23 protein-coding genes are annotated in these 25,068 nt (G+C 74.5%); 9 read left to right on the top strand and 14 right to left on the bottom strand.

Translation table 11 applies throughout. The annotated features are described in order from the left end of the window. Window positions 1-3: 3 nt before the first annotated feature. The 3 genes from E0W78_RS13620 to topA are packed head-to-tail and all read right to left on the bottom strand — an operon-like array spanning window position 4 to window position 4,554. On the bottom strand, window positions 4-1,158 hold the full coding sequence (locus E0W78_RS13620) for a DNA polymerase III subunit delta' (RefSeq protein ID WP_131404493.1): 1,155 nt from the start codon (window positions 1,156-1,158) through the stop codon (window positions 4-6). Continuing rightward, complete coding sequence (tmk, locus tag E0W78_RS13615) at window positions 1,155-1,808, bottom strand: dTMP kinase (protein WP_131404492.1); 654 nt, start codon at window positions 1,806-1,808, stop codon at window positions 1,155-1,157. Before tmk ends, E0W78_RS13620 begins: the two co-directional genes overlap by 4 nt. Before the next feature lie 37 nt (window positions 1,809-1,845). Beyond that, on the bottom strand, window positions 1,846-4,554 hold the full coding sequence (gene topA / locus E0W78_RS13610) for a type I DNA topoisomerase (protein WP_131404491.1): 2,709 nt from the start codon (window positions 4,552-4,554) through the stop codon (window positions 1,846-1,848). A 149-nt stretch (window positions 4,555-4,703) separates the two neighbouring features. On the opposite strand from topA, the gene E0W78_RS13605 reads away from it, so the two are divergent. Next, on the top strand, window positions 4,704-5,879 hold the full coding sequence (locus E0W78_RS13605; RefSeq protein WP_131404490.1) for an MFS transporter: 1,176 nt from the start codon (window positions 4,704-4,706) through the stop codon (window positions 5,877-5,879). Between the two features lie 21 nt (window positions 5,880-5,900). Continuing rightward, window positions 5,901-6,392 carry a GNAT family N-acetyltransferase gene (locus E0W78_RS13600; RefSeq protein ID WP_131404489.1) on the top strand — a complete coding sequence of 164 codons (492 nt, stop codon included), beginning with the start codon at window positions 5,901-5,903 and terminating at the stop codon, window positions 6,390-6,392. 103 nt (window positions 6,393-6,495) lie between these two features. On the opposite strand, the gene E0W78_RS13595 is transcribed toward E0W78_RS13600, so the two are convergent. Together E0W78_RS13595 and E0W78_RS13590 are read right to left on the bottom strand one after the other, a co-directional pair. Next, complete coding sequence (locus E0W78_RS13595; protein WP_131404488.1) at window positions 6,496-7,965, bottom strand: class I SAM-dependent methyltransferase; 1,470 nt, start codon at window positions 7,963-7,965, stop codon at window positions 6,496-6,498. 12 nt (window positions 7,966-7,977) lie between these two features. Beyond that, the gene (locus tag E0W78_RS13590; RefSeq protein ID WP_019144467.1) at window positions 7,978-8,322 is read right to left on the bottom strand and encodes an STAS domain-containing protein; all 345 of its coding nucleotides are present in this window, start codon (window positions 8,320-8,322) and stop codon (window positions 7,978-7,980) included. Between the two features lie 91 nt (window positions 8,323-8,413). Between E0W78_RS13590 and E0W78_RS13585 the strand changes: the two genes are divergently transcribed. The 3 genes from E0W78_RS13585 to E0W78_RS13575 all read left to right on the top strand — a co-directional run bounded on the left by E0W78_RS13585 (window position 8,414) and on the right by E0W78_RS13575 (window position 14,762). Beyond that, complete coding sequence (locus E0W78_RS13585) at window positions 8,414-10,711, top strand: DEAD/DEAH box helicase (RefSeq protein WP_207392768.1); 2,298 nt, start codon at window positions 8,414-8,416, stop codon at window positions 10,709-10,711. Window positions 10,712-10,863: 152 nt separating this feature from the next. Next, window positions 10,864-13,197, top strand: a complete 2,334-nt coding sequence (locus tag E0W78_RS13580) for a glycosyltransferase family 2 protein (RefSeq protein ID WP_242686354.1) — start codon at window positions 10,864-10,866, stop codon at window positions 13,195-13,197. Next, entirely contained in the window at window positions 13,194-14,762 is a 1,569-nt protein-coding gene (locus E0W78_RS13575; RefSeq protein ID WP_131404486.1) for a glycosyl hydrolase family 18, read from the top strand. Before E0W78_RS13580 ends, E0W78_RS13575 begins: the two co-directional genes overlap by 4 nt. Window positions 14,763-14,766: 4 nt before the next feature. On the opposite strand, the gene E0W78_RS13570 is transcribed toward E0W78_RS13575, so the two are convergent. The 8 genes from E0W78_RS13570 to ssd form a co-directional block, all read right to left on the bottom strand. Continuing rightward, complete coding sequence (locus E0W78_RS13570) at window positions 14,767-15,138, bottom strand: Rv3654c family TadE-like protein (protein WP_131404485.1); 372 nt, start codon at window positions 15,136-15,138, stop codon at window positions 14,767-14,769. Beyond that, window positions 15,135-15,488, bottom strand: coding sequence for a TadE family type IV pilus minor pilin (locus E0W78_RS13565; RefSeq protein WP_131404484.1), 354 nt, complete (start codon window positions 15,486-15,488; stop codon window positions 15,135-15,137). Before E0W78_RS13565 ends, E0W78_RS13570 begins: the two co-directional genes overlap by 4 nt. Continuing rightward, entirely contained in the window at window positions 15,482-15,703 is a 222-nt protein-coding gene (locus tag E0W78_RS13560; RefSeq protein WP_131404483.1) for a DUF4244 domain-containing protein, read from the bottom strand. The genes E0W78_RS13565 and E0W78_RS13560 overlap by 7 nt, the downstream gene beginning before the upstream one ends. Before the next feature lie 57 nt (window positions 15,704-15,760). Further along, window positions 15,761-15,949 carry a DUF4244 domain-containing protein gene (locus tag E0W78_RS13555; protein WP_019144460.1) on the bottom strand — a complete coding sequence of 63 codons (189 nt, stop codon included), beginning with the start codon at window positions 15,947-15,949 and terminating at the stop codon, window positions 15,761-15,763. Between the two features lie 116 nt (window positions 15,950-16,065). Continuing rightward, on the bottom strand, window positions 16,066-16,770 hold the full coding sequence (locus E0W78_RS13550) for a type II secretion system F family protein (RefSeq protein ID WP_131404481.1): 705 nt from the start codon (window positions 16,768-16,770) through the stop codon (window positions 16,066-16,068). Next, window positions 16,767-17,567: a type II secretion system F family protein gene (locus E0W78_RS13545; RefSeq protein ID WP_131404480.1), complete on the bottom strand. Its 801-nt coding sequence runs from the start codon at window positions 17,565-17,567 to the stop codon at window positions 16,767-16,769. The genes E0W78_RS13550 and E0W78_RS13545 overlap by 4 nt, the downstream gene beginning before the upstream one ends. Beyond that, window positions 17,558-18,718, bottom strand: coding sequence for a TadA family conjugal transfer-associated ATPase (locus E0W78_RS13540; protein ID WP_131404479.1), 1,161 nt, complete (start codon window positions 18,716-18,718; stop codon window positions 17,558-17,560). Before E0W78_RS13540 ends, E0W78_RS13545 begins: the two co-directional genes overlap by 10 nt. Further along, on the bottom strand, window positions 18,715-19,761 hold the full coding sequence (gene ssd / locus E0W78_RS13535) for a septum site-determining protein Ssd (protein WP_165570513.1): 1,047 nt from the start codon (window positions 19,759-19,761) through the stop codon (window positions 18,715-18,717). The genes E0W78_RS13540 and ssd overlap by 4 nt, the downstream gene beginning before the upstream one ends. 124 nt (window positions 19,762-19,885) lie before the next feature. Between ssd and E0W78_RS13530 the strand changes: the two genes are divergently transcribed. Beyond that, the gene (locus tag E0W78_RS13530; protein ID WP_131404477.1) at window positions 19,886-20,671 is read left to right on the top strand and encodes an HAD family hydrolase; all 786 of its coding nucleotides are present in this window, start codon (window positions 19,886-19,888) and stop codon (window positions 20,669-20,671) included. A gap of 261 nt (window positions 20,672-20,932) precedes the next feature. Here the strand turns inward: E0W78_RS13530 and E0W78_RS13525 are convergent, their stop codons facing one another. Further along, window positions 20,933-21,685: an oxidoreductase gene (locus tag E0W78_RS13525; protein ID WP_242686353.1), complete on the bottom strand. Its 753-nt coding sequence runs from the start codon at window positions 21,683-21,685 to the stop codon at window positions 20,933-20,935. Between the two features lie 48 nt (window positions 21,686-21,733). Here E0W78_RS13525 and E0W78_RS13520 point away from each other — a divergent pair, with 48 nt between their 5' ends. From E0W78_RS13520 to E0W78_RS13510, 3 genes are read left to right on the top strand one after another with little or no spacing between them, the layout of a single operon-like run. Beyond that, window positions 21,734-22,411, top strand: a complete 678-nt coding sequence (locus tag E0W78_RS13520) for a methyltransferase domain-containing protein (RefSeq protein ID WP_131404476.1) — start codon at window positions 21,734-21,736, stop codon at window positions 22,409-22,411. A gap of 4 nt (window positions 22,412-22,415) precedes the next feature. Then, window positions 22,416-23,552, top strand: coding sequence for a histidine kinase (locus E0W78_RS13515; RefSeq protein ID WP_131404475.1), 1,137 nt, complete (start codon window positions 22,416-22,418; stop codon window positions 23,550-23,552). A gap of 39 nt (window positions 23,553-23,591) precedes the next feature. Then, a complete protein-coding gene (locus E0W78_RS13510) occupies window positions 23,592-25,049 on the top strand; it encodes a GuaB1 family IMP dehydrogenase-related protein (RefSeq protein WP_131404474.1) in 1,458 nt (485 codons plus the stop codon). Window positions 25,050-25,068: the final 19 nt, after the last annotated feature.

Here is a 25,068-nt window from a genome sequence, read left to right as displayed (position 1 = left end):
GGGTCAGGCGGCGAGCGCGAGCATCATGCGCTCCAGGCACAGGAGCGGGGCCGCGTTGGCCGCCACCGACTCCCTGCACTCGAGGATGGCATCGACCCGCCGGAGGGTGGACTCGGCCGTCCCCAGGCGGGCGAGCGTCTGCACCTCGCCGGCGACGTCGGCGTTGACCAGGTCGCCGGGGTCCTGCACCGAGCCGAGCTGGACGGCCAGGACGTCGCGCTGCAGCGACAGCAGGTCGAGCAGCATGCCGTCGATGGCGTCACGCGAGAGCCGCGTGCGGCGGCGCTTCTGCTCCTTCTCCAGCGCCGACAGGGCGCCCGCGTAGCCGGCCGGGCGCTTGCCGCGCTCCTCGACGCCCCAGCCCGCGCGCAGGTCGGCGAGCTCCTTGGCGTCGGCGGAGTCGGCGAGGTCCTTGGCGTGGTCGGCGGCCAGCTCGTGGATGGTGGCCGCGGCACGCAGGCACGACCCGGGCGTGCGCAGCGAGCCGGCGAGGTCGAGGATCTCGCGGCGCCGGCGGCGGACCTCGTCCTTCGTGGCCAGCGCGCGGGCGCGACCGACGTGGCCCTGCGACGCCTGCGCGGCCTCGCGGGCGGCCTGGGCGTCGATGCCGTCGCGCTCGACCAGCAGCCGGGCGACCGCGGCGGCCGGCGGCGTGCGCAGCACGACCGAGCGGCAGCGCGAGCGGATGGTGACGATGACGTCCTCGACCGCGGGCGCGCAGAGCATCCAGATGGTCGCCGGCGGCGGCTCCTCGATGGCCTTGAGCAGCGCGTTGGCCGCCTGGTCCGTGAGCCGGTCGGCGTCCTCGACGACGAGCACCTGCCAGCGCCCGGACGACGGGTGGAGCGACGCGGCGCGCACGACCTCGCGGGCCTGGTCGGTGCCGATGCTCAGGCCCTGGGTGCTGATGAGCGTGATGTCGGGGTGGCTGCCGGCGCGCGCCGTGACGCACGAGTGGCACTCCCCGCAGCCGGTGCCGCGTTCGCACTGCAGCGCGGCGGCGAAGGCCCGGGCGGCGTTGGACCGGCCCGAGCCGGGCGGCCCGGTGAACAGCCACGCATGGGTCATGCCCGAGCCGCCGGACGACGCCGCGGCCACGGCGCGCTGCAGCACCTCGACGACCGGCTCCTGGCCGACCAGCTCGTCCCACACGGTCATCGCGAAGCCCCCGCGACGGCCTGGGCGAGCAGGGGCTCGACGGCGCGACGGATGCCCGTGTGGATGGTCTGCGGGTCGTCGTCGGCGCTCACCACGAGGTAGTGCTCGGGGTCGCGCCCGGCCAGCGCGAGGAAGTGCGCCCGGACGCGCTCGTGGAACTCCAGCGGCTCGGCCTCGATGCGGTCGGGCGCCCCAGCGCGGGACAGGCCCAGGCGCGGGTCGACGTCGAGGACGACCGTGAGGTGCGGGCGCAGGTCGGCGGTGGCCCAGCGCGCGACGCGCTCGACGTCGGCGGGATCGAGCGACCGCCCGGCGCCCTGGTAGGCGATGGTCGAGTCGACGTAGCGGTCGGTCAGCACCACACGTCCGGCGTCGAGGGCCGGGCGGACGACGGCGTCGACGTGCTCGGCCTTGTCGGCGGCGTAGACCAGCATCTCGGTGCGCGGGCTGAGCGCGCCGGTGGCCGGGTCGAGCACGATGCGACGCAGCTCGGTGCCGACCGGCGTGCCGCCCGGCTCGCGGGTCAGCAGGACGTCGTGGCCGAGGCCGGCGAGCCAGTCGGTCAGCAGGCGGGCCTGGGTGGTCTTGCCGCCGCCCTCGCCGCCCTCGAGCGCCAGGAAGACGCCGGTGGAGGTGTAGCGGTCGGCCATGCCCCGATCCTAGGGGGCACGTCCGACGGCCCGGGCCTCAGGACTTCTTGGTCGCCTTCTTGGCCGTCGTCTTCTTCGCGGTGGTCTTCTTGGCGGCCGTCTTCTTGGCCGCGGCCTTCTTCGCCGGCGCCTTCTTGGTGGTCTTCTTCGCCGCCTTCTTGGCCGGCCCCTTGGCGCGACGCTCGGCCAGCAGCTCGACCGCGCGCTCGTGCGTCAGCGTCTCGACGTCGTCGTCCTTGCGCAGCGTGGCGTTGTACTCGCCGTCGGTGACGTAGGCGCCGAACCGACCGTCCTTGGCCACGATCGGCTTGCCGCTGACCGGGTCCTCGCCGAGCTCCTTGAGCGGCGGCTTGGCCGCCTTGCGGCCGAACGTCTTGGGCTGGGCGTAGATCGCGCGCGCCTCCTCCTCGGTGAGGGTGAGCAGCTGCTCCTCCTTCTCCAGGGAGCGCGAGTCGGTGCCCTTCTTCAGGTACGGGCCGTAGCGGCCGTTCTGCGCGGTGATCTCGGTGCCGTCGACGTCCGTGCCCACGACCCGCGGCAGCGTCAGCAGCTGCACGGCGTCCTCGAGCGTGACGGTGTCGATCGACATCGTCTGGAACAGGCTCGCGGTGCGCGCCTTGGCGCCCTTGGGGGCGTCGTCGGGCAGCGCCTCGGTGACGTACGGGCCGTAGCGGCCGTTGCGCGCGGTGACCGTCAGGCCGGTCTCGGGGTGCTCGCCCAGGACGTTCTCGGCGCCGGCCGGGGTGGCCAGCAGCTCCTTGGCCTTGTCGAGCGTCAGCTCGTCCGGCGGCAGGTCCTCGGGGATGTTGGCCCGGGTCGGCGTCTCGGTGCCGTCGTCGGCCTTGGTCAGCGGCGGGCCCTCGACGTACGGGCCGTAGCGGCCGACGCGCACGGCGATGCCCTCGCCGAGCTCGAACGTGGCCAGGCCGCGGGCGTCGATGTCGCCGAGGTCCTCGACCAGGCGCTTGAGGCCGGTGTCGGCGTCGCCCTCGCCGTTCCAGAACGCCTTGAGCACGTGGACGCGGTCCTCGCGACCGCCGGCCACCTCGTCCAGGACGCTCTCGAGCTGGGCGGTGAACTCGTACTGGACGAGCCGGCCGAAGTGCTCCTCCATGAGCCGGGTGACGCTGAACGCGATCCAGGCCGGGACGAGGGCGGTGCCCTTCTTGTACACGTAGCCGCGGTTCTGGATGGTGCCGATGATCGAGGCGTACGTGGAGGGGCGGCCGATCTCGCGGTCCTCCAGCTCCTTGATCAGGCTGGCCTCGGTGAAGCGCGCCGGCGGCTTGGTCTGGTGGCCGGCCTGGCCGAGCTCGGCGGCGGTGACGGCGTCGCCCTCGGACAGGTTCGGCAGCTTGGTCTGCTGGTCGTCGCCCTGCGCCTCGGGGTCGTCGCCGGACTCCACGTACGCCTTGAGGAAGCCGTAGAAGGTGATCGTGCGGCCGGACGAGACGAACTCCAGGTCCTCGCCGCTGCTGGCCTGCGCGCCGATGCGGATGGTCGCGGTGGTGCCGCGGGCGTCCAGCATCTGCGAGGCGATCGTGCGCTTCCAGATCAGCTCGTACAGGCGCAGCTCGTCGCCGCGCAGGCCGGTCTGCGCGGGCGTCTTGAACCGCTCGCCCGCCGGCCGGATGGCCTCGTGGGCCTCCTGCGCGTTCTTGACCTTGGACGCGTACGTGCGCGGCTTCTCGGGGAGGTAGTCGGCGCCGTACAGCTCCTTGACCTGGGAGCGCGCCGCGGTGACCGCGGTCTGCGACAGCGTCGTGGAGTCGGTGCGCATGTAGGTGATGTGCCCGCCCTCGTAGAGGCGCTGGGCGACCTGCATCGTGCGGGCGGCGCCGAACCCGAACTTGCGCGACGCCTCCTGCTGCATCGTCGTGGTGCGGAACGGGGCGTACGGCTTGCGCGTGTACGGCTTGGACTCGACCGAGCGGACGGCGAACGTCTCGCCGCGCACCGCGTCGGCCAGCGCACCGGCGCGGGCCTCGTCCAGGTGGACGACGTTCTTGGCCGTCAGCGTGCCGGTGTTGTCGAAGCTGGCACCGGTGGCGACGCGGGCGCCGTCGACGGTGGCCAGCTTGGCCGGGAAGGTGCGCGGGTCGTGGCCGGCACCGGCGTCGAAGGTGGCCTCGAGGTCCCAGTAGGAGGCGGTGCGGAACGCCATGCGCTCGCGCTCGCGCTCGACCACCAGGCGGGTCGCCACGGACTGGACGCGGCCGGCGGACAGGCCGCTCATGACCTTCTTCCAGAGCACCGGGCTGATCTCGTAGCCGTAGAGGCGGTCGAGGATGCGGCGCGTCTCCTGGGCGTCCACCAGGTCCATGTCGACGTCGCGCGGGTTGGCGATCGCCCGCTGGATCGCCTCCTTGGTGATCTCGTTGAAGACGATGCGCTTGACCGGCACCTTCGGCTTCAGCTCGTCGAGCAGGTGCCACGCGATGGCCTCGCCCTCGCGGTCCTCATCCGTGGCCAGGACGAGCTCGTCGGCGTCCTTGAGCAGCTTCTTGAGCTTGGTGATCTGCGACTTCTTGTCGGCCGAGACGACGTAGACGGGCTCGAAGCCGTTGTCGATGTCGACGCCGAGGCGGGCCCACGGCTGCCCCTTGAACTTCTCCGGCACCTGGTCGGCGCCCTGCGGCAGGTCACGGATGTGGCCGATCGAGGAGTCCACCACGTAGCCGTCCCCGAGGTAGCCCGCGATGCTGCGGACCTTGTTCGGCGACTCGACGATCACGAGGCTGGTCAAGGGGTGTTCCTCTCATCGTGCCGGGCCCGGTGGCTCGACGCGCACACCGTAACGCGTCCGGTCAATCCCCGGGTTTGAGGGATGGACGGCCGTGACAGGATGCGCCGGTGGAGTTCTCGGGTTATCGGCTGCTACTGGCCGACCGTCAGGTGCGCACGATATTCGTCGCCGCGTTCTTCGCCCGCATCCCGATGATGGCGCTCCCGCTCGTGCTGACGCTGCTGGTCACCGAGGGCATGGGCGGCAGCTACAAGCAGGCCGGCCTGCTGGCCACGTGCGAGACGATCGGCGCGGCGATCGGTGCCCCGTGGCGCGGCCGCCGGATCGACCGCAAGGGCCTGCGCCGGGCGATCGTCCCCTCCATCGTCGTGACCGCGCTGGTCGTGCCGGCCCTGGGCCTCGTGCCGACCTACTACGCGCTGCTGCCGCTGGCGTTCCTGGCCGGGCTCTTCCTCATCCCCATCCACACCATCGTCCGGCTCGCCCTCACCGCGCAGGTGGAGGAGTCGCGCCGGCGCACCGCGTTCGCGGCCGACTCGACGATGGCCGAGGCCAGCTTCATCATCGGCCCGGCGGTCGGCGGCTTCCTGGCCGCGTTCTACAGCCCGTCGGTCGCGCTGGTGGGCATCGGCTGCTGCGTCGTGCTGGCCGGGGTCATGTTCTGGGTGCTCGACCCCGACCTGCGGTCCGGCCCCGGACGTCCGGGGGCCGCGGTGGCGACCGACCCGGCCGGGCCCGAGACGCTGCACGACGTCCGCGGCTGGATCACGCCCAAGGTCGTCCTGCTGCTGGTCATCTCGGCCGCTGCCATGGTCGCGCTCATGGGCACCGACCTCGGCATCATCGCCGAGCTGCGCGAGCAGGACGAGATCGCCCTGGTGGGCGTCGTCTACGGCACCTGGGGCCTCGCCTCGCTGGTCGGCGGTCTGCTCTACGGTGCGTGGTCGCACTCGATCCGTCCCTCGTACCTGCTGCTGGCGCTCGGCCTGTTCACCCTGCCCGCCGTGTTCGCCCAGAACGTCTGGAGCCTGGCGCTGCTCGTCATCCCGGCCGGCGCCCTGTGCGCGCCCAGCCTCACCGCGTCCAGCGAGTGGCTGACCCGGCTCGTCCCGCCACACCGGCTCGGCGAGGCGATGGGCTGGCAGGGCACGGCGTTCACGATGGGCGGTGCGCTCGGCGCGCCGCTGGCCGGTGCGGCCATGGACGCCTCGGGCGCCTGGGCCGGGTTCGCGGTCGGCGGCGTGGCCGCGACCGTCGTCGCGCTCGGCGCGATGGGCGTCGTCGTGTGGCAGACACGACGCTCGCCGGCGTCCACCCCCATCTAGCCGGTGCGGGAGGATCGCGGCATGACCGTCCGTCCCGCGACCCCGTCCGACGTCCCCGCCATCCTGGCGATCCACAACGAGGCGGTCGCGAGCAGCACCGCCATCTGGGACGAGACGCCGGTCGACCTGGCCGACCGCGAGGCGTGGTTCGCCGAGCGCAGCGCCGCGGGCTTCCCCGTCCTCGTCGCCGAGCGCGACGGCGTGGTCGGCGGCTACGCGACGTACGGCCCGTGGCGGCCCAAGAGCGGCTACCGGCACACGGTCGAGAACTCCGTCTACGTCCACCCCGACCACCAGGGCCACGGCCTCGCGACGGCGCTGCTGGACGCCCTGCTGGCGCAGGCGCACGGCTCGGCCGACGTGCACCGCGTCGTGGCGATGGTCGAGGCGTCCAACACGCTGTCGATCGGCCTGCACGAGCGCCGCGGGTTCCGCGAGGTTGGGCGGATGAGCGAGGTCGGCACCAAGTTCGGCCGCTGGCTCGACCTGGCGATCCTCCAGCTCGACTGCTGAGGATCCCCCGAGCCCAGCGCTGCCGAGATGTGGACGCAAAGGCACCACGATTACGGGGATCGTCGTGCTTCTGCGTCCACTTCTCGGTGGAATCGGGCTGGGGTCAGGCGGTGAGGAAGCCTTCGGTGACGAGGTCGCGGACGAGCGGCGCGTACCGCTCGCGCAGCGCGCCGGCGTCCTGGTCGAGCAGCTGGGCGAGCGCGTCGAGGATCTGTCCCGCGGCGAGGTCGCCGTCGCAGGTCGAGACGAGCCCGGCGCCGATCGTGTCGAGCCGACGCGTGCGGCGCACGCCGGTCTGCTTGTGCAGGACGATCGCCTCGGGGTCGTCGGCGCCGACCGGTCCGTAGGTCTCCTGGACGACGTCGCGGGCCACGCGCCAGTGCGTGCCCAGCAGGTCGCCGTCGCGGACGGCGTCGACGGCGCGGGCCCACTCCGACACCGCCGGGGCGAGCGGCTGCGCGACCTCGCCGGTCCACTCCTCCACGCGCACCTCGGGCCGCGCGGACCCGGCCTTGCGCAGGCTCAGCCAGCCGAACCCGACGCCGGAGACGCGCTGCGCCGCCAGGTAGTCCAGCCACGCCTCGTAGCGGGCCGCGTGCTCGGGGGTGCCCGTGCGCAGGCCTGCGTCCGCCAGCCACATCTCCACGTAGGTCGCCGGGTCGGCCACCTCGCGCTGCAGCACCCAGGCGTCCAGGCCGGCCGGCTCGATCCAGCCGCGCAGCCGCTCCGCCCACGGCTCGCCGTCGACGTGGGCCCAGTTGGCCAGCACCTGGCACCAGCCGCCGGGGTTCAGCCGCTCGGCCGCGCCGCTCACGACCCGGCGAACCATCTCGTCGCCGGGCATGCCGGCGTCGCGGTAGACCAGGCGCTCGCCGGCGTCGGGCGGGGAGATGACGAACGGCGGGTTCGTCGCGATCAGGTCGAAGGTCTCTCCGGCCACGGGCTCGTAGAGGCTGCCGTCGCGGACGTCCACGTCGACGCCGTTGAGCGCCGCCGTGAGCCGGGCCATGGCCAGGGCGCGCGGGTTGACGTCGGTCGCGACGACCGCGTCGGCGTGCTGGGCCAGGTGCAGGGCCTGGACGCCGCAGCCGGTGCCGAGGTCGAGCACGCGTCCGACCGGCTCGCGACGGGTCAGCTGGGCCAGTGACGAGGACGCCTCACTGATGCCGAGCACGAAGTCGGGGCGCGTGGCGCCCAGGGCGCCGGTCAGGCCGGGGGTGAGGTCGCAGACGACCCACCAGTCGTGGGTCTCGTCGCCGTACGGGCGCACGTCCACGAGGGCACGCACCTCGCCCGCGGAGGCGTCGAGCATCCCGGCGACGACGAGCGGGTCGACGAGGCCGGGCAGCGCGGCGTCGGCCTGCGCGCGCGGGACCGCGACCTGCAGCGAGAACAGGCGGGTCAGCGTCTCCACCGGCGATCCACCACCGGTGGCGCGCAGCGCGGGGACCGTCTGGTTGCGGCTCAGGGCGCGGTGCGCCTCGTCGCCCAGGACGGCGTAGACGCCGTCGACGGTGAAGCCGGACGCCTCGAGGGCGGACCGGAGGGACGCGGTGTGGGACGGGCTCAGCACCCGTCCACTGTCTCAGGCGTCGTGCGAGGAGACCGCAGCCGGCACGGAGTCGTGCAGGCCGAAGACCTTGTCCAGGCCGGTGATCGAGAAGATCTTGAGGATGCGCTCGTGGGTGCACACGATGTCGAGCGAGCCACCCTCGCCACGGACCCGCTTCAGCGCACCGACCAGCACGCCCAGGCCCGTGGAGTCGAGGAAGTCGACCTGCTCCACGTCGATGATCAGGCGGGTCCGCCCGGCGTCGACCGCAGCCACGATCGCCTCGCGCAGCTTCGGCGCCGTGTACACATCGATCTCTCCACCCACGGCGAGAACCTCGAACGGTCCTTCGGCCCGGGACGTCAGCGACAGCTCCATCGCACCTCCTCGTCAGGTGGCATTCAACCACGCCCCCGCGACGGCGGCCCGTCGAGCGTCCCGCGCTGGTCCGGTCTGGGAGAATGGTGCGGTGGATCCGTTGCAGCGCTACGCCGACCGGGTCACCCATCGGCGGGTGCTGCCGGCCCGCGACGCCGTGTACGCGGCCTGGCCCGAGTGGGTCCACCCCGACGTCCGCGCCGCCTACGCCGAGTGCGGCCTGACCCACCTGTGGGCGCACCAGGCCGAGGCGGCCGACCTGGCCCGCGCCGGGCGTTCGGTGGTCGTGGCCACGGGCACCGCGTCGGGCAAGTCGTTGGCCTACCAGCTGCCCGCGCTGAGCGCCCTGGCCGCCGGACGCACCGGCGACGACCCGCTCGCCCGGCGCCGCCCGACCGTCCTCTACCTCTCCCCCACCAAGGCGCTGGCGGCCGACCAGCTGCTCGGGCTCGGGGCGATGCGGCACCTGGTGAAGGCCGCCACCGTCGACGGCGACAACACCCGCGAGGAGCGCACCTGGGCGCGCGACCACGCCGACTACGTGCTCACCAACCCCGACACGCTGCACCGGGTGCTGCTGCCGGGCAACCAGCGGTGGTCGCGCTTCCTGCGCGGGCTGCAGTACGTCGTCGTGGACGAGTGCCACCACTACCGGGGCGTCTTCGGCGCGCACGTGGCTCACGTCCTGCGCCGGCTGCGGCGGGTCGCGGCGCACCACGGCGCGAGCCCGACGTTCGTCCTGGCATCGGCCACGATCGCCGACCCCGACGGATTCGCCTCGCGGCTCACCGGGCTGGACGTGACCGCGGTGACCGACGACGGCTCGCCGCACCCCGAGACGACGGTCGCGCTGTGGGAGCCGCCGTTGATCGGGGGCGACGACGGCACCCCGCCGTCGCGCCGCGGGGCCGGTGCCGAGGCGGCCGACCTGCTCACCGACCTCGTGGTCGGCGGCACGCGCTCGCTGGCGTTCGTCCGGTCGCGGCGCGGGGCCGAGTCCGTCGCGCTGGGCACGCAGCAGCGCCTGGCCGACGTCGACCCCGACCTGGCCACCCGCGTCGCCACCTACCGCGGCGGCTACCTGCCCGAGGACCGTCGCGCCCTCGAGCGCCAGCTGCGCAGCGGCGAGCTCATGGCCCTGGCCAGCACGAACGCGCTCGAGCTCGGCATCGACGTCTCGGGCCTGGACGCCGTCGTCACCGTCGGCTATCCCGGCACCCGCGCCGCGCTGTGGCAGCAGCTGGGCCGCGCCGGACGCGCCGGACGTCCCGCGCTCGGGGTCATGATCGCCCGCGACGAGCCGCTCGACACGTTCCTCGTCCACCACCCCGAGGCGCTGCTCGGCGCCCCGGTCGAGGCGAGCGTCTTCGACCCCGACAACCCGTACGTCCTGGGCCCGCACCTGGCCGCCGCGGCCCAGGAGGTGCCGCTGACCGAGCCCGACCTCGCGCTGTTCGGCCCGCGGGCGGCCGAGGGCGTCGCCGCGATGACCGAGGCCGGCTGGCTGCGCCGGCGCCAGGACGCCTGGTACTGGACCCGACGCGACCGGGCTGCCGACCTGGCCGACCTGCGCGGCAGCGGGGGCAGCCCCGTGCAGATCGTCGACGGCGCCACCGGACGACTCGTCGGCACCGTCGACGCCGGCTCGGCCGACACGACCGTCCACACCGGCGCCGTCTACGTCCACCAGGGCGAGACCTGGGTCGTCGACGACTACGACCTCGAGCTCGGCGTCGCCGCCGTGCACCGCGAGGACCCGCCGTACTCGACCACCGCCCGCAGCACCACGGAGGTGCGCGTCGTCCGCGAGGACCGCACGCACGACTGGGGCGCCGCGCGCATCAGCGTCGGCGACGTCGAGGTCACCAACCAGGTGGTCTCGTTCCTGCGCCGACGCACGGGGTCGGGCGAGATCCTCGGCGAGGAGCCGCTCGACCTGCCCGCGCACACGCTGCCGACCAAGGCGGTGTGGTGGACGCTCGACCCGGCCACCGTCGCCGCGCACCTGGACGCCACGGACGTGCCCGGGGCGGCCCACGCCGCCGAGCACGCGGCGATCGGGCTGCTCCCGCTGCTCGCCACGTGCGACCGCTGGGACATCGGCGGGCTGTCCACCGCGCACCACCCGGACACGGGCACGCTGACCGTGTTCGTCTACGACGGCCACCCCGGCGGCGCCGGGTTCGCCGAGCGCGGCTTCGAGGTCGCCCGGCAGTGGCTGAGCGTGACCCGCGACGCGGTGCTCGCCTGCGAGTGCGCCGACGGGTGCCCGTCGTGCGTCTACTCGCCCAAGTGCGGCAACGGCAACGACCCGCTCGACAAGGCGGCGGCCGTCCGCCTGCTGGACCTCTTCCTCGCCGAGGCACCCGTCCCGGCCACGTCCGCGTGACTCGTCCGGGTGGGCGGCACCGGGACGTAGGTCCCGACCTCTCCACAACGAGGCCACAATCACTCCACGATCGAGCGAAAACGGTTGTCCCGGCCCGGTTCCGGCCGTTGACTGACGAAGGCCCGAGATCCGGGCCGGTCAGGAGAACCCCCGTGCCCGACGCGCCCGCGCAGCAGCCCGTCCGTCGCCGCCAGTGGGGCGCCGAGAAGTCGTCCCGCCCGCGTCCGCGGCAGCACCCGCGACCCTCCGACCTGTCCCTGCTCCTGGCCGGCGCCGCCGTCGTGGCCACGATCCTGGCCGGTCTGGCCTACTTCGTCCTGACGGTGCTGCGCAACCGCCTCGACCACGGGTTCGGCGGCTTCAGCTACACGATGGAGACGATCCTGTTCGTCGCCGTGCTGAGCTCGCTGGGCTTCTCCTCGGTGATGTACCTCGTCGCCCGTCGCGGGGCGCTGCGCCGCTTCCGCGACCACGAGCGGGTGCCGCGGGCCGCGCTCGAGCGGCACTTCGCGTCCGGCCACCAGGCGGTGACGACGCTCGTCCCGTCGTACGCCGAGGAGCCGGACGTCATCCGCCTGACCCTGTGGTCGGCTGCCCTGCAGGAGGTGCCGTCGCTGCGCGTCGTCCTGCTGCTGGACGACCCGCCGAACCCGTCCGACCCGGTCGCGCGCGAGCGCCTGGCCGCCACCCGCCTGCTGCCCTCGCAGATCGAGGCGGCGCTGTCGGTGCCCCGCACCCGGTTCGAGGCGGCCCTGTTCCGCCGCACCGCCGAGTTCGACCAGACCGTCGCCGTCGAGCCCCGCGACCACGTCGAGATGCTCGAGCACTACCGCTGGGCCGTCTCCTGGCTCACCGACATGGCCGAGGCCGAGGAGCGTCCCGACCACGTGTCGGACTTCTTCGTCGAGCAGGTGCTGCTCTCGCTCGCCGACGACCTCGCCCTGACCGCCGACGCCGTCGAGGCGGCGATCGCGGCCGGCGAGCCGCCCGGACCCCACCGCACGCTCGACCTGTACCGCCGCCTGGTCTGGATCTTCTCGGCCGACATGGACGTCTTCGAGCGCAAGAAGTACGCGTCGCTGTCGCACGAGTCGAACAAGGCGATGAACCTCAACGCGTACCTCGGCCTCATGGGCGGCTCCTACGACGCCGAGAACACGCCCGAGGGCGTCATGCTCTACCCGGCCAGCGGCCCGGGGCCGCACACGCTCAGCGTCCCGATGACCCCGTACGTCCTGACCCTGGACGCCGACTCGATCCTGCTGCCCGAGTACTGCCTGCGGCTGCTGCACGAGATGGAGCAGCCGGGCAACGAGCGGGTCGCCGTCATCCAGACGCCGTACTCGGCCTACCGCGGCGCCCCCACCCGGCTCGAGCGGCTGTCCGGTGCCACCACCGACCTGCAGCACATCCAGCACCAGGGCTTCACCGCGTACGACGCGACGTTCTGGGTCGGCGCCAACGCGCTCATCCGCCGCGCGGCGCTGGAGGACATCCAGGTCAGCACGGTCGAGCAGGGCCGGCGCGTGCACCGCTACATCCAGGACCGCACGGTCATCGAGGACACCGAGTCCAGCATCGACATCGCGATGCACGGCTGGCGCCTGGTGAACTACCCCGAGCGGCTCAGCTACAGCGCCACCCCGCCGGACTGGGGCTCGCTGGTCGTCCAGCGCCGTCGCTGGGCCAACGGCGGCCTGCTGATCCTGCCCAAGCTCTGGCGCCAGGCGAAGATCCGCAAGTCCAGCGGCCTGCCCATGACGTTCATGGAGCTGGCGCTGCGGGTGAACTACATGGCGTCCATCACCTGGGCGACCGTCGGCCTGCTGTTCCTGCTGCTGTTCCCCTACGACCAGCGGCTGCTCAGCCCGCTCGTCGTGCTGATGGGCGTGCCGTACTTCCTGGCGATGGCCTCGGACCTGCACACCTGCGGCTACAAGCGCACGGACGTGCTGCGCATCTACGGCTTCAACCTGGTGCTGCTGTCGGTCAACCTGTCCGGCGTGCTGAAGTCGCTGAGCCAGGCGCTCAGCGGCCAGAAGATCCCGTTCGCCCGCACGCCCAAGGTGCGCAACCGCACCGCGGCGCCCGCGTGGTCGATCGTCATGCCGATCCTCGTGGCGCTGCTGTGGGGCTTCCTGCTGTGGCGCGAGGTCGAGCACCAGAACTGGCTCACCGCGTTCTTCCTGGCGCTGAACTGCGTGCTGACCGTCTACGCGATCGTCACGCTCATCGGCGTCGGGCCGGCCGTCGTGGACGTCCTCACCGCGCTGCTGCACTGGTTCTTCGTGCCGCGCAAGGCCGAGACGTCCGGCTCCGACGGCGACGACGGCCTGGACTGGCGCTCGGCGCTGTACCACGGCTCGAGCGAGCGACGCCGTCCGCCGCGGCCGCGTCACGCCGCCGCCGACGTCGACACCGAGACCCCCACCGACCCGGACCGCGACGGCGACCGGGACACCGACCGCGACGAGGTGCACGCATGATCCCCGACGGACACCGGCTCTCCTGGGTCCGCGTGCTCGTGGCGCTCGGCGTGGTCGGCGTGCTGGTCGTCGCGGTGCTCGGGGCCGACCGTTGGCGCGCCGAGCTGACCGCCCTGCGCGGTGACGACGTGAGCTCGACCTTCTCGGGCTACGTCGACGTCACCGCGACCCCGACGTACGCGTTCGAGAGCCCGGAGTCCGACGCCACCAAGGACGTCGTGCTGTCGTTCGTGGTGGCCGACCCCGAGGAGCCGTGCACGCCGACCTGGGGCGGGTTCCACGACCTCGACGAGGCGGCGGCCGAGCTCGACCTCGACCGGCGCGTGGCGCTGCTGCGCGAGCGCGGCGGCGACGCGACCGTCTCGTTCGGCGGTCTGGTGAACGACGAGCTGGCCACGTCGTGCAAGGACCCGGCGAAGCTGCTCGCCGCCTACCGGGCGGTCGTCGAGCGCTACGACCTCGACACGGTCGACCTGGACGTCGAGGACGACGACCTCGCCGACCACGAGGCCAGCGCGCGTCGCTCGACCGCCCTGGCCGCGCTGCAGGCCGAGCGCGCGAAGGCGGACCGTCCGCTGGACGTGTGGCTGACCCTGCCCGCCGCGACGGCCGGCCTGACCGAGGACGGGCTGACCGTCGTCCGGGACACGCTCGCCGCCGGTGTCGACCTGACGGGCGTCAACGCCATGACGATGAACTACGGCGGGAGCCGCGAGAGCGGCGAGACGATGCCGGAGGCGACCGAGCGCACCCTCGACGCCGTGCACGACCAGCTCGGCGACGCCTTCGACGCGGCCGGCGTGAAGCCGGTCGGCGGCGTATGGAAGCACGTCGGCATGACCCCCATGGCCGGGCAGAACGACGTGCGCTCCGACGTGGTGACGCTCGACGACGCCCGCGAGCTGGCGACGCTCGCCGACGACCTCGGCGTCGGCCGGGTCTCGCTGTGGTCGCTGAACCGCGACCGCGCCTGCGGCGTCAACTACCCCGACACGCACGTCGTCTCCGACGCCTGCAGCGGCGTCGCCCAGGACGGCGAGACCTTCGCCGAGGTGCTGGCCGCGGGCGCCGGGTCCGGCGACGACCGCGCCCCGGCCACGACCGAGCCCACGCCGGAGCCGACCGCCACCACGAAGGCGCCGAGCGACGACGAACTCGTCGACGATCCCGAGACCAGCCCGTACCGCATCTGGAACGAGGAGGCGGCCTACCCCGAGGGCACCAAGGTCGTCTGGCACCGCCAGGTCTACGAGGCCAAGTGGTGGACCAGCGGCGACCTGCCCGACGACCCGGTGGCCACGGCCGAGCAGACGCCGTGGCAGCTGCTCGGACCCGTGCTGCCCGGTGACCGTCCGGCGCCGAAGCAGACGCTGCCGGCGGGCACCTACCCCGAGTGGTCGCGCACCGGCGTCTACCGCCAGGGCGCCCGCGTCCTGGTCGACGGCGTGCCGTACCGCGCCAAGTGGTGGACCGAGGCCGACCACCCGGAGGTGTCGGAGTCGAACCCCGACGCGTCCCCGTGGGTGCCGCTCACCGCCGAGGAGATCCGCAAGGTCCTGGACTGAGCGCTCAGCCGCCCGGCACGACGTAGTCGACCGGAGCCGCCCGGGCGTCGGACTCGAACCCGACGCGTTGCCCCCATCCGGTGCGGGTGACCCGGCGGACGCGCACGGTCACGACCTCGACGTCGGCCTCGCACTGCAGCAGCCGGGCTCCGTTGCGCTCGGCCACCGCCTCCGCGGCGGGGCACGGCTCCTGCCCGGCCGCGGCGGCCTGGGTGCCGGCCAGGGCGGCGAGGTCGGCCGCGGACGCGGCGGCGTGCCGGGTGCCGATCAGCAGCGCGACCTGCAGCGCCAGCAGCGCGACCAGGCTCAGCACCGCACCGGCTCCCAGGGCGTGCACCGTCGCCGAGCCGCGCTCCCCCGCGTGACGACGGCTCACGGGTCCTCCACCGCGGCCACGGCGGTGGCCTCCAGCTCGTGCCGGCCCATCCGGCGCAGGAAGGGCACCGGCGGCCCGGACTCGGCGCTCACCGTGACCGTCACGACCCCGTCGCTCTCGTCGAGCTCGACGGACGCGTGGTCGGGACCGACCCGCTCGGCCGCCGACCGTGCCGCGTCCGGGTCCTCGCCGCGAGCGGCCACACGGGCTCCTTCCCGCGCCGCGTCGACCAGCCGCACCTGGGTGACTCCGAGCGACACGACCCAGACGAGGAGCAGGCCGACCACGAGGGCGAACGGCGCGAGGACCGCCGTCTCGGCGGTCACCATGCCGCGCTCGCGGCTCACCACGGGAACAGCCGGGTGAGGTCGAGCCAGCCGAACAGCCCGATGAGGTCGCGGACGACCCCGGGCGGCGGGTCACGGAGCAGGCGCTCGATCGAGGGCACGATCACCTTGAAGCCGCACACCCCGACGGTGGCGGCTCCGAGCGTGCCCACGGCGTACTCGGCGGTCGTCATGCCGAGCTCGTCGCGGCGGCGCGAGTGGTGCAGGCGGTGGGACATGGGCGCTCCTCACGAAGGAGGGGCCGGGCGGCCGCGCGGCCGCCCGGCCCGGACGGGTCAGAACGGCAGCAGGTCGGGGATCTTGCCGATGACGTCCTTGACGAGGTCGCCGAACCACTCGCTCTGGCCGATCTTCACGAGCACGCCACCGACGGTGCAGGCGCCCAGCGTGCCGACGGTGTACTCGGCGGTGGTCATGCCGAGCTCGTCGCGACGCTGACGCAGGCGGTGCAGGGTGTTCTTCATGGTTCCTCCTGGAAGTGGTGGAGCTTTCGTGGAGAACATGGGCGGCGCGGGCCCGTGATCTGCGACCGGCCGCCGCCGCTGTGGACGTGCTCGGCGGACGGCGGGCGCTGTGGACGTCAGGGCAGGAGCCCGGACAGCGCGCCGATGACGGTCGGCGCCACGCCCACCAGGAAGAACGCGGGCAGGAAGCACAGCCCCAGGGGCGCCGCCGTGCGCACGCCGACGGCCCGGGCCACGCCGGCCGCCGCGGCGGAGCGCTCGCGCCGGGCGTCGTCGGCGGCCCGCTCCAGCAGCCGCGCCACCGGCATGCCCGAACGCTCGGCCAGCGCGAACGCCCGGCCCAGACCGTCGAGGCCCGGCTCCTGCCGCAGCCGTTGCCACACGGCGGACGGCTCGACCCCGACCGCGAGCCGGGACGAGGCCACACCCAGCTCGTCGGCCAGCGGCGGGCCCACGGACGCCGCGACCGAGGCGAGGGCGACCTCGGCCGGGTGCCCGGCCCGCATGGCGGCGGCCAGCAGGTCGAGCGCGTCCGGCAGCGTGCGGCGCACGGCCTCGGCCCGCCGTCGCACTGCCGCCGGCTCGAGCCGGTGGACCATCCGCCCCGCGACCAGCGCCGCGACGGGTGCGGCAAGCAGTCCCCACGGCGTGCCGAGGAGGACGAGCGCCCCCACGGCGGCGAGCAGCCGGGCGACCAGCACGGGGTCCACCGAGGCCCGCCACCCAAGATCGTCCGGCCTGGCCAGACGGGCCCATCGGCGCCGCGCGGTCGGGGGCCAGGAGAGCGCGGCGGCGAGACCGAGCAGCAGCGCGGGGATCACGGCTGCGCCCCCTCGACCAGCCGGTCTACCCACAGCAGGCCGAGCAGCGACAGGCCGACGCCGAGGACCAGGCAGAGCGAGCCCGGCACGGTGTGGAGCAGGACGTGGACCGGGTCGGAGCCCAGGGAGCCACCGAGGCCGAGCCCCAGCACCGGCAGGCCGGCGAGCAGGCGGGACGTGGCGCGAGCGGGCGCGACGGCGGCCTCGACCTCGCGGTGGACCTCCAGGTCGGCCCGCACCCCGTCACCGAGTCGCTCCAGCACGTCCGCCAGGGGCGCGCCCGAACGCTCGGCGACCGCCCAGGCGGCGGCGAGGGACCCGAGCGCTCCAGCCCCCGGGCGAGCCGCGGACGTGCGCAAGGCGGCGGGGACGTCGCCGCCCACCGCGGCCACCCCGGCCACGGGGGCGAGCCACGGGAGGTCCTCGGACGCGGCCCCCACGGCGCGGGCCGGCCCCAGCCCGGCACGGACCTGGGCGGCGAGCACGTCCATCGCCTCGGCGACCTCGCGGCGGGTCGACGCCGCCCGGCTCCGGCGCCGTCCGGCGCGGTGGAGCCGGACCACGACGGCGGCGGTCGCGGTGACCGTCACCGCGACGAGCACGTGCGGCAGCGCCACCCCGGCCAGCCACGCCGTGACCGGGACGACGAGGAGCGCCGGTAGCGGCGGCGTCCGCGGGCGCCAGGCCGGGAGGGCACGCCCCTCCCGCGCCGGTGAGCGGGCGAGCAGGACCACGCGCGCCGGCGGTCGGGCCAGGCAGAGCGCCAGAGCGAGGAGCAGGCCGGACGTCAGAGCCATCGCAGCCGTTCCTCCAGCCACGGCCACCCGGGACCGTGCTCGGGCTCGCCGCCGGGCCCGAAGGACAGGGCCGGACAGGCCTGCACGAGCCCGTCGCGGTCACGGCGCAGCACCGCGACCTCCTGCAGCCGGCGCCGGCCGTCGGGGTCGCGGCCGACGTGGAGCACCGCGTCGACGGCCGAGGCCAGCTGCGCGTGCAGGGCCTCGCGCGGCAGCCCGGCCGCGAGCGCGAGCGCCTCGAGCCGGGCGGGCACGTCGGCGGATGCGTTGGCGTGCAGCGTCCCGGCACCGCCCTCGTGCCCGGTGTTCAGTGCCGCCAGCAGGTCGACGACCTCGGCACCCCGGACCTCGCCCACGACCAGGCGGTCCGGACGCATGCGCAGCGCCTGGCGCACCAGGTCGCGCACGGCGACCTCGCCGGCGCCCTCGACGTTGGCCGGCCGCGCCTCCAGCCCGACCACGTGCGGGTGCGCCGGCCGCAGCTCGGTGGCGTCCTCGACCAGCACCAGCCGCTCCGACGGCGGGACGAGCCCGAGCAGCGTGGCCAGCAGCGTCGTCTTGCCCGATCCCGTGCCGCCGCTGACGAGGAAGGCCAGGCGCTGCTCGACCAGTGCCCGGACGACCCGCTCGCCCGGCTCGGTCAGGCTGCCGCCGGCACGCAGGTCGTCGATCGTGAACGCCGTGCGTGCCGGGACGCGCAGGGACAGGGTGGTGCCCGGCCGCGCGACCGGGGCGAGCACGGCGTGGAACCGGGTGCCGTCGGGAAGGCGGCAGTCGACGTACGGGCTGGCGTCGTCGAGCCGCCGGCCACCGAGCGCGGCGAGACGCTGGGCGAGCCGACGCACCGCCGGCTCGTCGGGCAGGGCCACCGGCACCCGCTCCAGCCCGGACCCGGCGTCCACGTACGCCTCGCCGGGCTGGTTCACCAGGACGTCCGTGACCCCGCGTCGCCGCAGCAGCGGCTCCAACGGACCGGCACCGAGCGACTCCTGCCGCAGCTGATCGGCCAGGGCCAGCACGGTTCCGTCGCCGACCAGCCGGCGCTCGTCGCGCAGGACCTCGGCCACCGACTCGGCCGTCGGCTCGAGCGCCCGCGCCGCCAGCCGCTCGCGGACCCGGTCGACGACCGCGGCCGGCAGCCCGCCGGTCACCGCTCGCTCCTCAGCCCGACCGCCTCGAGCAGGGCGTGCGCGCACCGCCGGTGGGTGCGCGAGCGGCCGGGTCCGTCACCCAGGTCGACCGACGCCGCGAGCCGGCGGTCGTCGCGCAGCCGGCCGAGCACCGGCACCTGCACCGCCTCCGCGACGGCGGCCACGTCCAGCCCGCGAGGACGGGTGCGCACCAGCACCCCCGTGGCCGGAGCCGTCGTGCGGACGCCGGCCAGGAGGCGGGCGGCTCCGGCCAGCCCACGCACCTCGCCCGGCACGACGACCGCCGCGAGCGTGCTGCGCGCGAGCGCGGCGGACGACCAGGCGTCGAGCCGACGGGGCAGGTCGACCACCACGAGGTCGAACGAACGGGCCGCGGCGGAGAGCACGGCGGCCATCGCCGCGGGGTCGGCGGACCCCGTGCCGTCACGGCCCCAGGACAGCACCCAGACGTCGTCGTGGGACGGCAGCACCCGGCGCAGGGACTCGCCGCTGAGCCGCCCGGGGGTCGCGTCGACGTCGCCCCAGCGCAGGCCCTCGTGGTCCTCGCGCCCGAGCAGCAGGTCGAGGCCGCCGCCGAGCTCGTCGGCGTCGAGCAGCAGCGTGCGGAGCCCGCGGCGTCCTGCGGTCAGGGCGAGCACCCCGGCCAGGGTGGACGCCCCGACACCGCCGCACGCCCCCGCCACCGAGACGACGCACGCCTCGCCGCGTCCCTCGGTCGCGGCGCCGAAGGCCTCGACCGCGCGGTCCTCGTCCGCCGGCAGCGTCAGCAGGAGCTCGGCCCCCAGCGCGAAGGCCTCCGCGTAGGACGCGTCGCCGGTCGTGGCCACGAACACCGAGGCCCGCCGGCCCAGCCCCGCGCGGGCGAGGTCGCCGAGCGCGTCACCACCGGCCACGACGAAGCCCGCCGTGCGCCAGGCCCTCGCCGCGGAGCGCGCGTCGGACGCGACGGTCGGCGTCACCCCGACGGCCGCGCACAGCCGCAGCACCTGGTCGAGCAGGCGGTCGTCGGCGGTCACCACGAGCGGGCGGGCGAGGTCGTCCATGGCTCGACCGTCGCGCTGCGCACCGACCGCCACCATGCCCGGCCGCCGCGCCTGTGGACGGTCGAGGACGACCCCCGGACGTGTGGACGCACCGGCGCGGGACGCGACCCCCTAGGCTGGCCGCGTGACCCGGTCCGCCGCGTTCTTCGACCTCGACAAGACGATCATCGCCAAGTCGAGCACCCTCGCCTTCAGCCGCCCGTTCTTCGACGGCGGCCTGCTGAACCGCCGCGCCGTGCTGCGCAGCGCCTACGCGCAGTTCGTGTTCGCCGTCAGCGGCGCCGACCACGACCAGCTCGAGAAGATGCGCGGCTACCTCACCCAGCTGGTCACCGGCTGGGACGTGGACGTCGTCCGCCAGGCCGTCGCCGAGACGCTGCACGAGATCATCGACCCGCTCGTCTACGAGGAGGCGGTGGAGCTCGTCGAGCACCACCGGGCCGCCGGGCGCGACGTCGTGATCGTCTCGGCGTCCGGGTCGGAGGTCGTCGAGCCGATCGGCGCGATGCTCGGCGCCGACCACGTCATCGCCACCACGCTCGTCGAGCAGGACGGCCGCTACACCGGCGAGATCGAGTTCTACGCGTACGCCGCGAACAAGGCAGTCGCGATGCGTGAGCTCGCCGAGCAGCGCGGGTACGACCTGGACGAGTGCTACGCCTACTCCGACTCCGAGACCGACGTCCCGATGCTGGAGACCGTCGGTCACCCGTTCGCGGTCAACCCCGACCGTGCCCTGCGCAGGGCGGCCGAGACCCACGGGTGGCCGGTGCTGACCTTCGCCCGGCCCGTCGCGCTGCGCCGCCGGATCGGCCTGTCGCGACGCGCCCGCCTGGCCGCCGCGGGAGTCGTCGCCAGCGCGCTGGTGGGCGTCGCCGCCTCGCTCGTGCTGCGTCGTCGCGATCGCTGAACCTACGACCCGGTAGGCCTTGTGTGACGCCGGTCACAGGCGTAGAACGGAGTCAGCAACAACTCCACAGCGACGCAGCACCCTGCGAACCACCGCGGCGATCTCCCGTCCTATAGGGCTGTCGACTGCGGGACACCCGGCCTCCCTTTCGCCGAGCCGGCCCCGTGGCGACGTACGACGACGAAGTGCACGCATGGTCCAGCTGCTGCGTTAACGACGGCGTCGCCACCTACGCGGAGGCGGCGCCGTCCAACGTCCGGGTCAGCGAGCGACCGGGCTCGCCTCCGCGCCCCGCGCGAACGCCTGGCTCGCGTAGAGGAGCCACTGGTGCACGCCCGGTCCCGGGTCGCCCGCGTGGAGCGAGGCGGCGTCGCGCTCGTACGCCGCCAGGGCGCCCGCGTACCCCTCGGGCTCGGCCGCGTGGCCGGCCTCGGGCACCACGAGCGAGGCCGGGTCGACCCCGCGCACGACCAGCACCAGCCGCTCGGCGGCCCGCGCCACGACGCGGTTGTGCGAGCCGAACGCACCGGCGGTCGCGATCTCGGCGTGCACGAGCGCGGCCACCACGAGGCCCGGGACCTCGCCGGACGCCTGCACCGCCTGGGCGAGCCAGGTCAGCCGGCGCGCGCCCTCGGGCGTGGCCGGACGTCCGCGCTCGGCGTCGGGCAGCGTGCCGGTGGCGGCCAGGGCGTGCATGCGGGCGACGGCCTGCAGCGGAGCGGTGCGCCACGGGGCCGCGAGCCCGAGCAGCTCGGTCGACAGCAGCACCGCGCCGCGAGCCGTGGCGTCGCCACCACCGGCGCGCAGCGTCTCGTCGTCGCCCTCGGCCCCCTCGAGCCGGGCCGTGGCCACGGCCCCGCGCAGCAGCGACTCGGCGGTGTCCTCGGGCGTGCTGCGGCGCAGTCCTCGGTCGCGCAGCAGGGTGTCGATGCCGTCGCGCGTCGCCACGAAGGCGGACGGGACGCCCTCGAGGGCGGCTGCGACGGCGAAGGCGGACGAGGAGGGGCTTGACACGCCCCGCAGCGTACCTGGGCACGTCCCGCCGGCCGGTACCCTCGCAGGGTGAGCAGCTCGGGCGGACGCGTGGCGAACTGGCTGGTCGGCGACCAGCTGGCCTGCGTGCTGCACCTGGGTGACAGCTCGCTGGCCTACCGCCTGGCCGACCTCGGGCACGAGGTCACCATCTGCTCGCCCGACGCGCGCCACGTGCAGCACGAGCTGATCGGCTACGTCCGCGCCGGCGGCGAGCGGCTGCCCTTCGTCCACGACGCGTTCGACGCCGTCGTCGTCCCCGACCTGCACGACGCCCCGGTGGCGCTGGCCGAGTACGCCCGCGTCCTGCGTCCGTCCGGCGTCGTCTCCACCGTCTCGCACGCCTACGACGACTCGATCCCGTGGCTGCGCCGCCTGCGCGAGATCGTCGGCGTCGCCCCCAGCCCGGTGCCGACCGCCGACACCCTCGCGGCGTCCGGCCTGTTCCACGACGCCGAGACCGAGACGTTCGCGGCCTGGGAGAAGCTCGACCTGGCCGGCCTCATCGCGTTCGCCCGCGAGACGATGGACCGCAGCCGGGGCGAGGCGGCCCTGGCCGAGGTGCACACGCTGTTCCGCACCTACGCCGAGCACACCGGCTTCCTGCGGCTGCGCCACTCCACGACGGCCGTGCGCGCCCGCGTCGACAAGGCCGCCCTGCCCGAGCAGGCCCCGCCGCCGGACACCCTGCTGCTCGACTTCCGCTGAGCCCATGACCGAGGTGCTGCTCGCGCTCGGCGTGGCGCTCGTCCTCGTGCTCGCGCTGCTGCTCGTGCGCCGCCGGCTCGCCGTGCGTGGCCAGGCGCTCGGCTCCCCCGCCGACCGGGCGACGTACCTGACGCTGCACCGCGTCTCGCTCACCGCGCCCGCCCTGCGCTCGGGCCTGACGCGCGACAGCGCCCGCACCGCCCTGCCCCACCTCCGCGCCCTGCTGGGCACCCCGACGGTCGGCCTGGCCGGGCCCGACGGACCGCTGGCCTGGGTGGGTCCCGCGACCCCGGAGGCCGTCCAGTCGCTCGTCGACGAGGCGCTCGCGACCGGCAGCACGCAGGCCGGCTCGGGCGCGGTGGTCGCCCCGCTGTCGGTGGACGACCGCGTGGTCGGCGCGCTCGTCGCAGCCGGCGAGGAGCGCGCCGGCGTGCTGCGCGCCACCACCGAGCTGGCCCGCTGGATGAGCGGGCAGCTCGAGCTGGCCGAGCTCGACCAGCAGCGCACCGCCCTCATGGCCGCCGAGCTGCGGGCGCTGCGGGCCCAGATCTCGCCGCACTTCGTCTACAACTCGCTCGCCGCGATCGCCTCGTTCGTCCGCACCGACCCCGAGCGGGCCCGCTCGCTGCTGCTCGAGTTCGCCGACTTCACCCGCTACTCCTTCCGCCGGCACGGCGACTTCACGACGCTGGCCGAGGAGCTGCGCTCGATCGAGCAGTACCTCGTCCTGGAGAAGGCCCGGTTCGGCGACCGGCTGCGCGTCGTCACCCGGGTCGCGCCCGAGGTGCTGAACGTGACGCTGCCGTTCCTGTGCGTCCAGCCGCTGGTCGAGAACGCCGTCCGGCACGGGCTGGCCGCCAAGCCCGGCACCGGCACGGTCACCGTCGAGGCGCTGGACGAGGGCGCCGAGTGCGTCATCACGATCGAGGACGACGGGGTCGGCGTGGAGGCCGAGACCGTCCGCCGCGCGCTGAGCGGTCAGACCGCCACCGACTCGGTCGGCCTGGGCAACGTGGACGAGCGGATGCGCACGGTCTACGGCAACGAGTACGGCATCGTCGTGGAGACCGCGCCGGGTCTCGGCACGAAGGTGACGATGCGCGTGCCCAAGTTCTCGCCGGCGGTCGAGCCCGGGGCCTGAGGCGTCCGGCGGCTGGGTGGCGCCGCGTATCCTTGCGCGGTGAAGTTCCTCAACGACCTGCAGCCGTCCCACGACCTGACGTACAACGACGTCTTCATGGTGCCGGCGCGCTCCGACGTCACCAGCCGCTTCGACGTCGACCTGGCCACCAGCGACGGCACGGGCACCAGCCTGCCCCTGGTCGTGGCCAACATGACCGCGATCTCGGGCCGCCGCATGGCCGAGACGGTCGCCCGGCGCGGCGGCATCGCGATCATCCCCCAGGACATCCCGCTGGACGTCGTCCAGTCGACGGTCGAGCGGGTCAAGGCGTCCCACCCCGTCTACGAGACCCCGGTGACGCTCGCGCCGTCCACCACGGTCGGCGAGGCGATGAGCCTGATCCCGAAGCGAGCACACGGTGCCGCCGTGGTCGTCGAGGACGGCAAGGTGCTGGGCGTCGTCACCGAGCGCGACGGCGCCGAGGTCGACCGCTTCACCCAGGTGCACGAGGTCATGAGCACCGACGTCCCGACCTTCGAGGCCGGCCGCGAGGCGCGCGACTACTTCGCCGACCTGACCAGCCGCCACCTCGAGCTGGCCCCGGTCATCGACGGCGGCGTGCTGGCCGGCGTCGTGACCCGCAAGGGCGCGCTGCGCTCCACCATCTACACCCCCGCGGTCGACCCGCAGGGCCGCCTCGTCGTGGGTGCCGCGGTCGGCATCAACGGCGACGTCCGGGCCAAGGCCGAGGCCCTGCTGGCCATGGAGGTCGACGTGCTCGTGGTCGACACCGCCCACGGCCACCAGGCCAAGATGCTCGAGGCGCTCCCGGTCGTCGTGGCCGCGCGCGACGCCCACGAGGCGTCCACCGGCCGTCGCATCCCCGTGGCGGCGGGCAACGTGGTCTCGGCCGCCGGCGCACGCGACCTCGTCGAGGCCGGCGCGGACATCGTCAAGGTCGGCGTCGGCCCCGGCGCCATGTGCACCACGCGCATGATGACCGGCGTCGGACGTCCGCAGTTCTCCGCCGTCCTGGAGTGCGCCGCGGCCGCCCGCGAGCTGGGCGCCCACGTGTGGGCCGACGGCGGCGTGCGGTTCCCGCGCGACGTCGCCCTCGCGCTCGCCGCGGGCGCGGCCAGCGTGATGATCGGCTCCTGGTTCGCCGGCACCTACGAGAGCCCCGGTGACCTGCTCGTCGGTGCCGACGGCCGCGCCTACAAGGAGTCGTTCGGCATGGCCTCGGCCCGCGCCGTCTCCAACCGCACCAAGGACGCCGCCGGCTTCGACCGCGCCCGCATGGCGCTGTTCGAGGAGGGCATCAGCTCCTCGCGGATGTTCCTGGACCCCGAGCGTCCCGGCGTCGAGGACCTGCTCGACGGCATCACCGCCGGCGTCCGCTCGAGCTTCACCTACGCCGGGTCGCGCAGCATCGCGGAGTTCCACGACCGCGCCGTCGTCGGGCTGCAGAGCAGCGCCGGCTACGACGAGGGCCGTCCGCTGCACGTGTCCTGGTGACGACACGCCGGGCCGGCCT

Source organism: Aeromicrobium sp. IC_218 (genome assembly GCF_004336805.1).
GTDB lineage: Bacteria > Actinomycetota > Actinomycetes > Propionibacteriales > Nocardioidaceae > Aeromicrobium.
Note: the sequence above shows the minus strand (reverse complement) of the source record. Positions and strands in the feature narration are given on the sequence as shown.

Coding starts and splice junctions, on each gene's coding strand:
- E0W78_RS13620 (WP_131404493.1), bottom strand. CDS start 1,158: ATGACCGTGTGGGACGAGCTGGTCGGCCAGGAGCCGGTCGTCGAGGTG.
- tmk (WP_131404492.1), bottom strand. CDS start 1,808: ATGGCCGACCGCTACACCTCCACCGGCGTCTTCCTGGCGCTCGAGGGC.
- E0W78_RS13600 (WP_131404489.1), top strand. CDS start 5,901: ATGACCGTCCGTCCCGCGACCCCGTCCGACGTCCCCGCCATCCTGGCG.
- E0W78_RS13590 (WP_019144467.1), bottom strand. CDS start 8,322: ATGGAGCTGTCGCTGACGTCCCGGGCCGAAGGACCGTTCGAGGTTCTC.
- E0W78_RS13575 (WP_131404486.1), top strand. CDS start 13,194: ATGATCCCCGACGGACACCGGCTCTCCTGGGTCCGCGTGCTCGTGGCG.
- E0W78_RS13560 (WP_131404483.1), bottom strand. CDS start 15,703: ATGTCCCACCGCCTGCACCACTCGCGCCGCCGCGACGAGCTCGGCATG.
- E0W78_RS13555 (WP_019144460.1), bottom strand. CDS start 15,949: ATGAAGAACACCCTGCACCGCCTGCGTCAGCGTCGCGACGAGCTCGGC.
- E0W78_RS13545 (WP_131404480.1), bottom strand. CDS start 17,567: ATGGCTCTGACGTCCGGCCTGCTCCTCGCTCTGGCGCTCTGCCTGGCC.
- ssd (WP_165570513.1), bottom strand. CDS start 19,761: ATGGACGACCTCGCCCGCCCGCTCGTGGTGACCGCCGACGACCGCCTG.
- E0W78_RS13515 (WP_131404475.1), top strand. CDS start 22,416: ATGACCGAGGTGCTGCTCGCGCTCGGCGTGGCGCTCGTCCTCGTGCTC.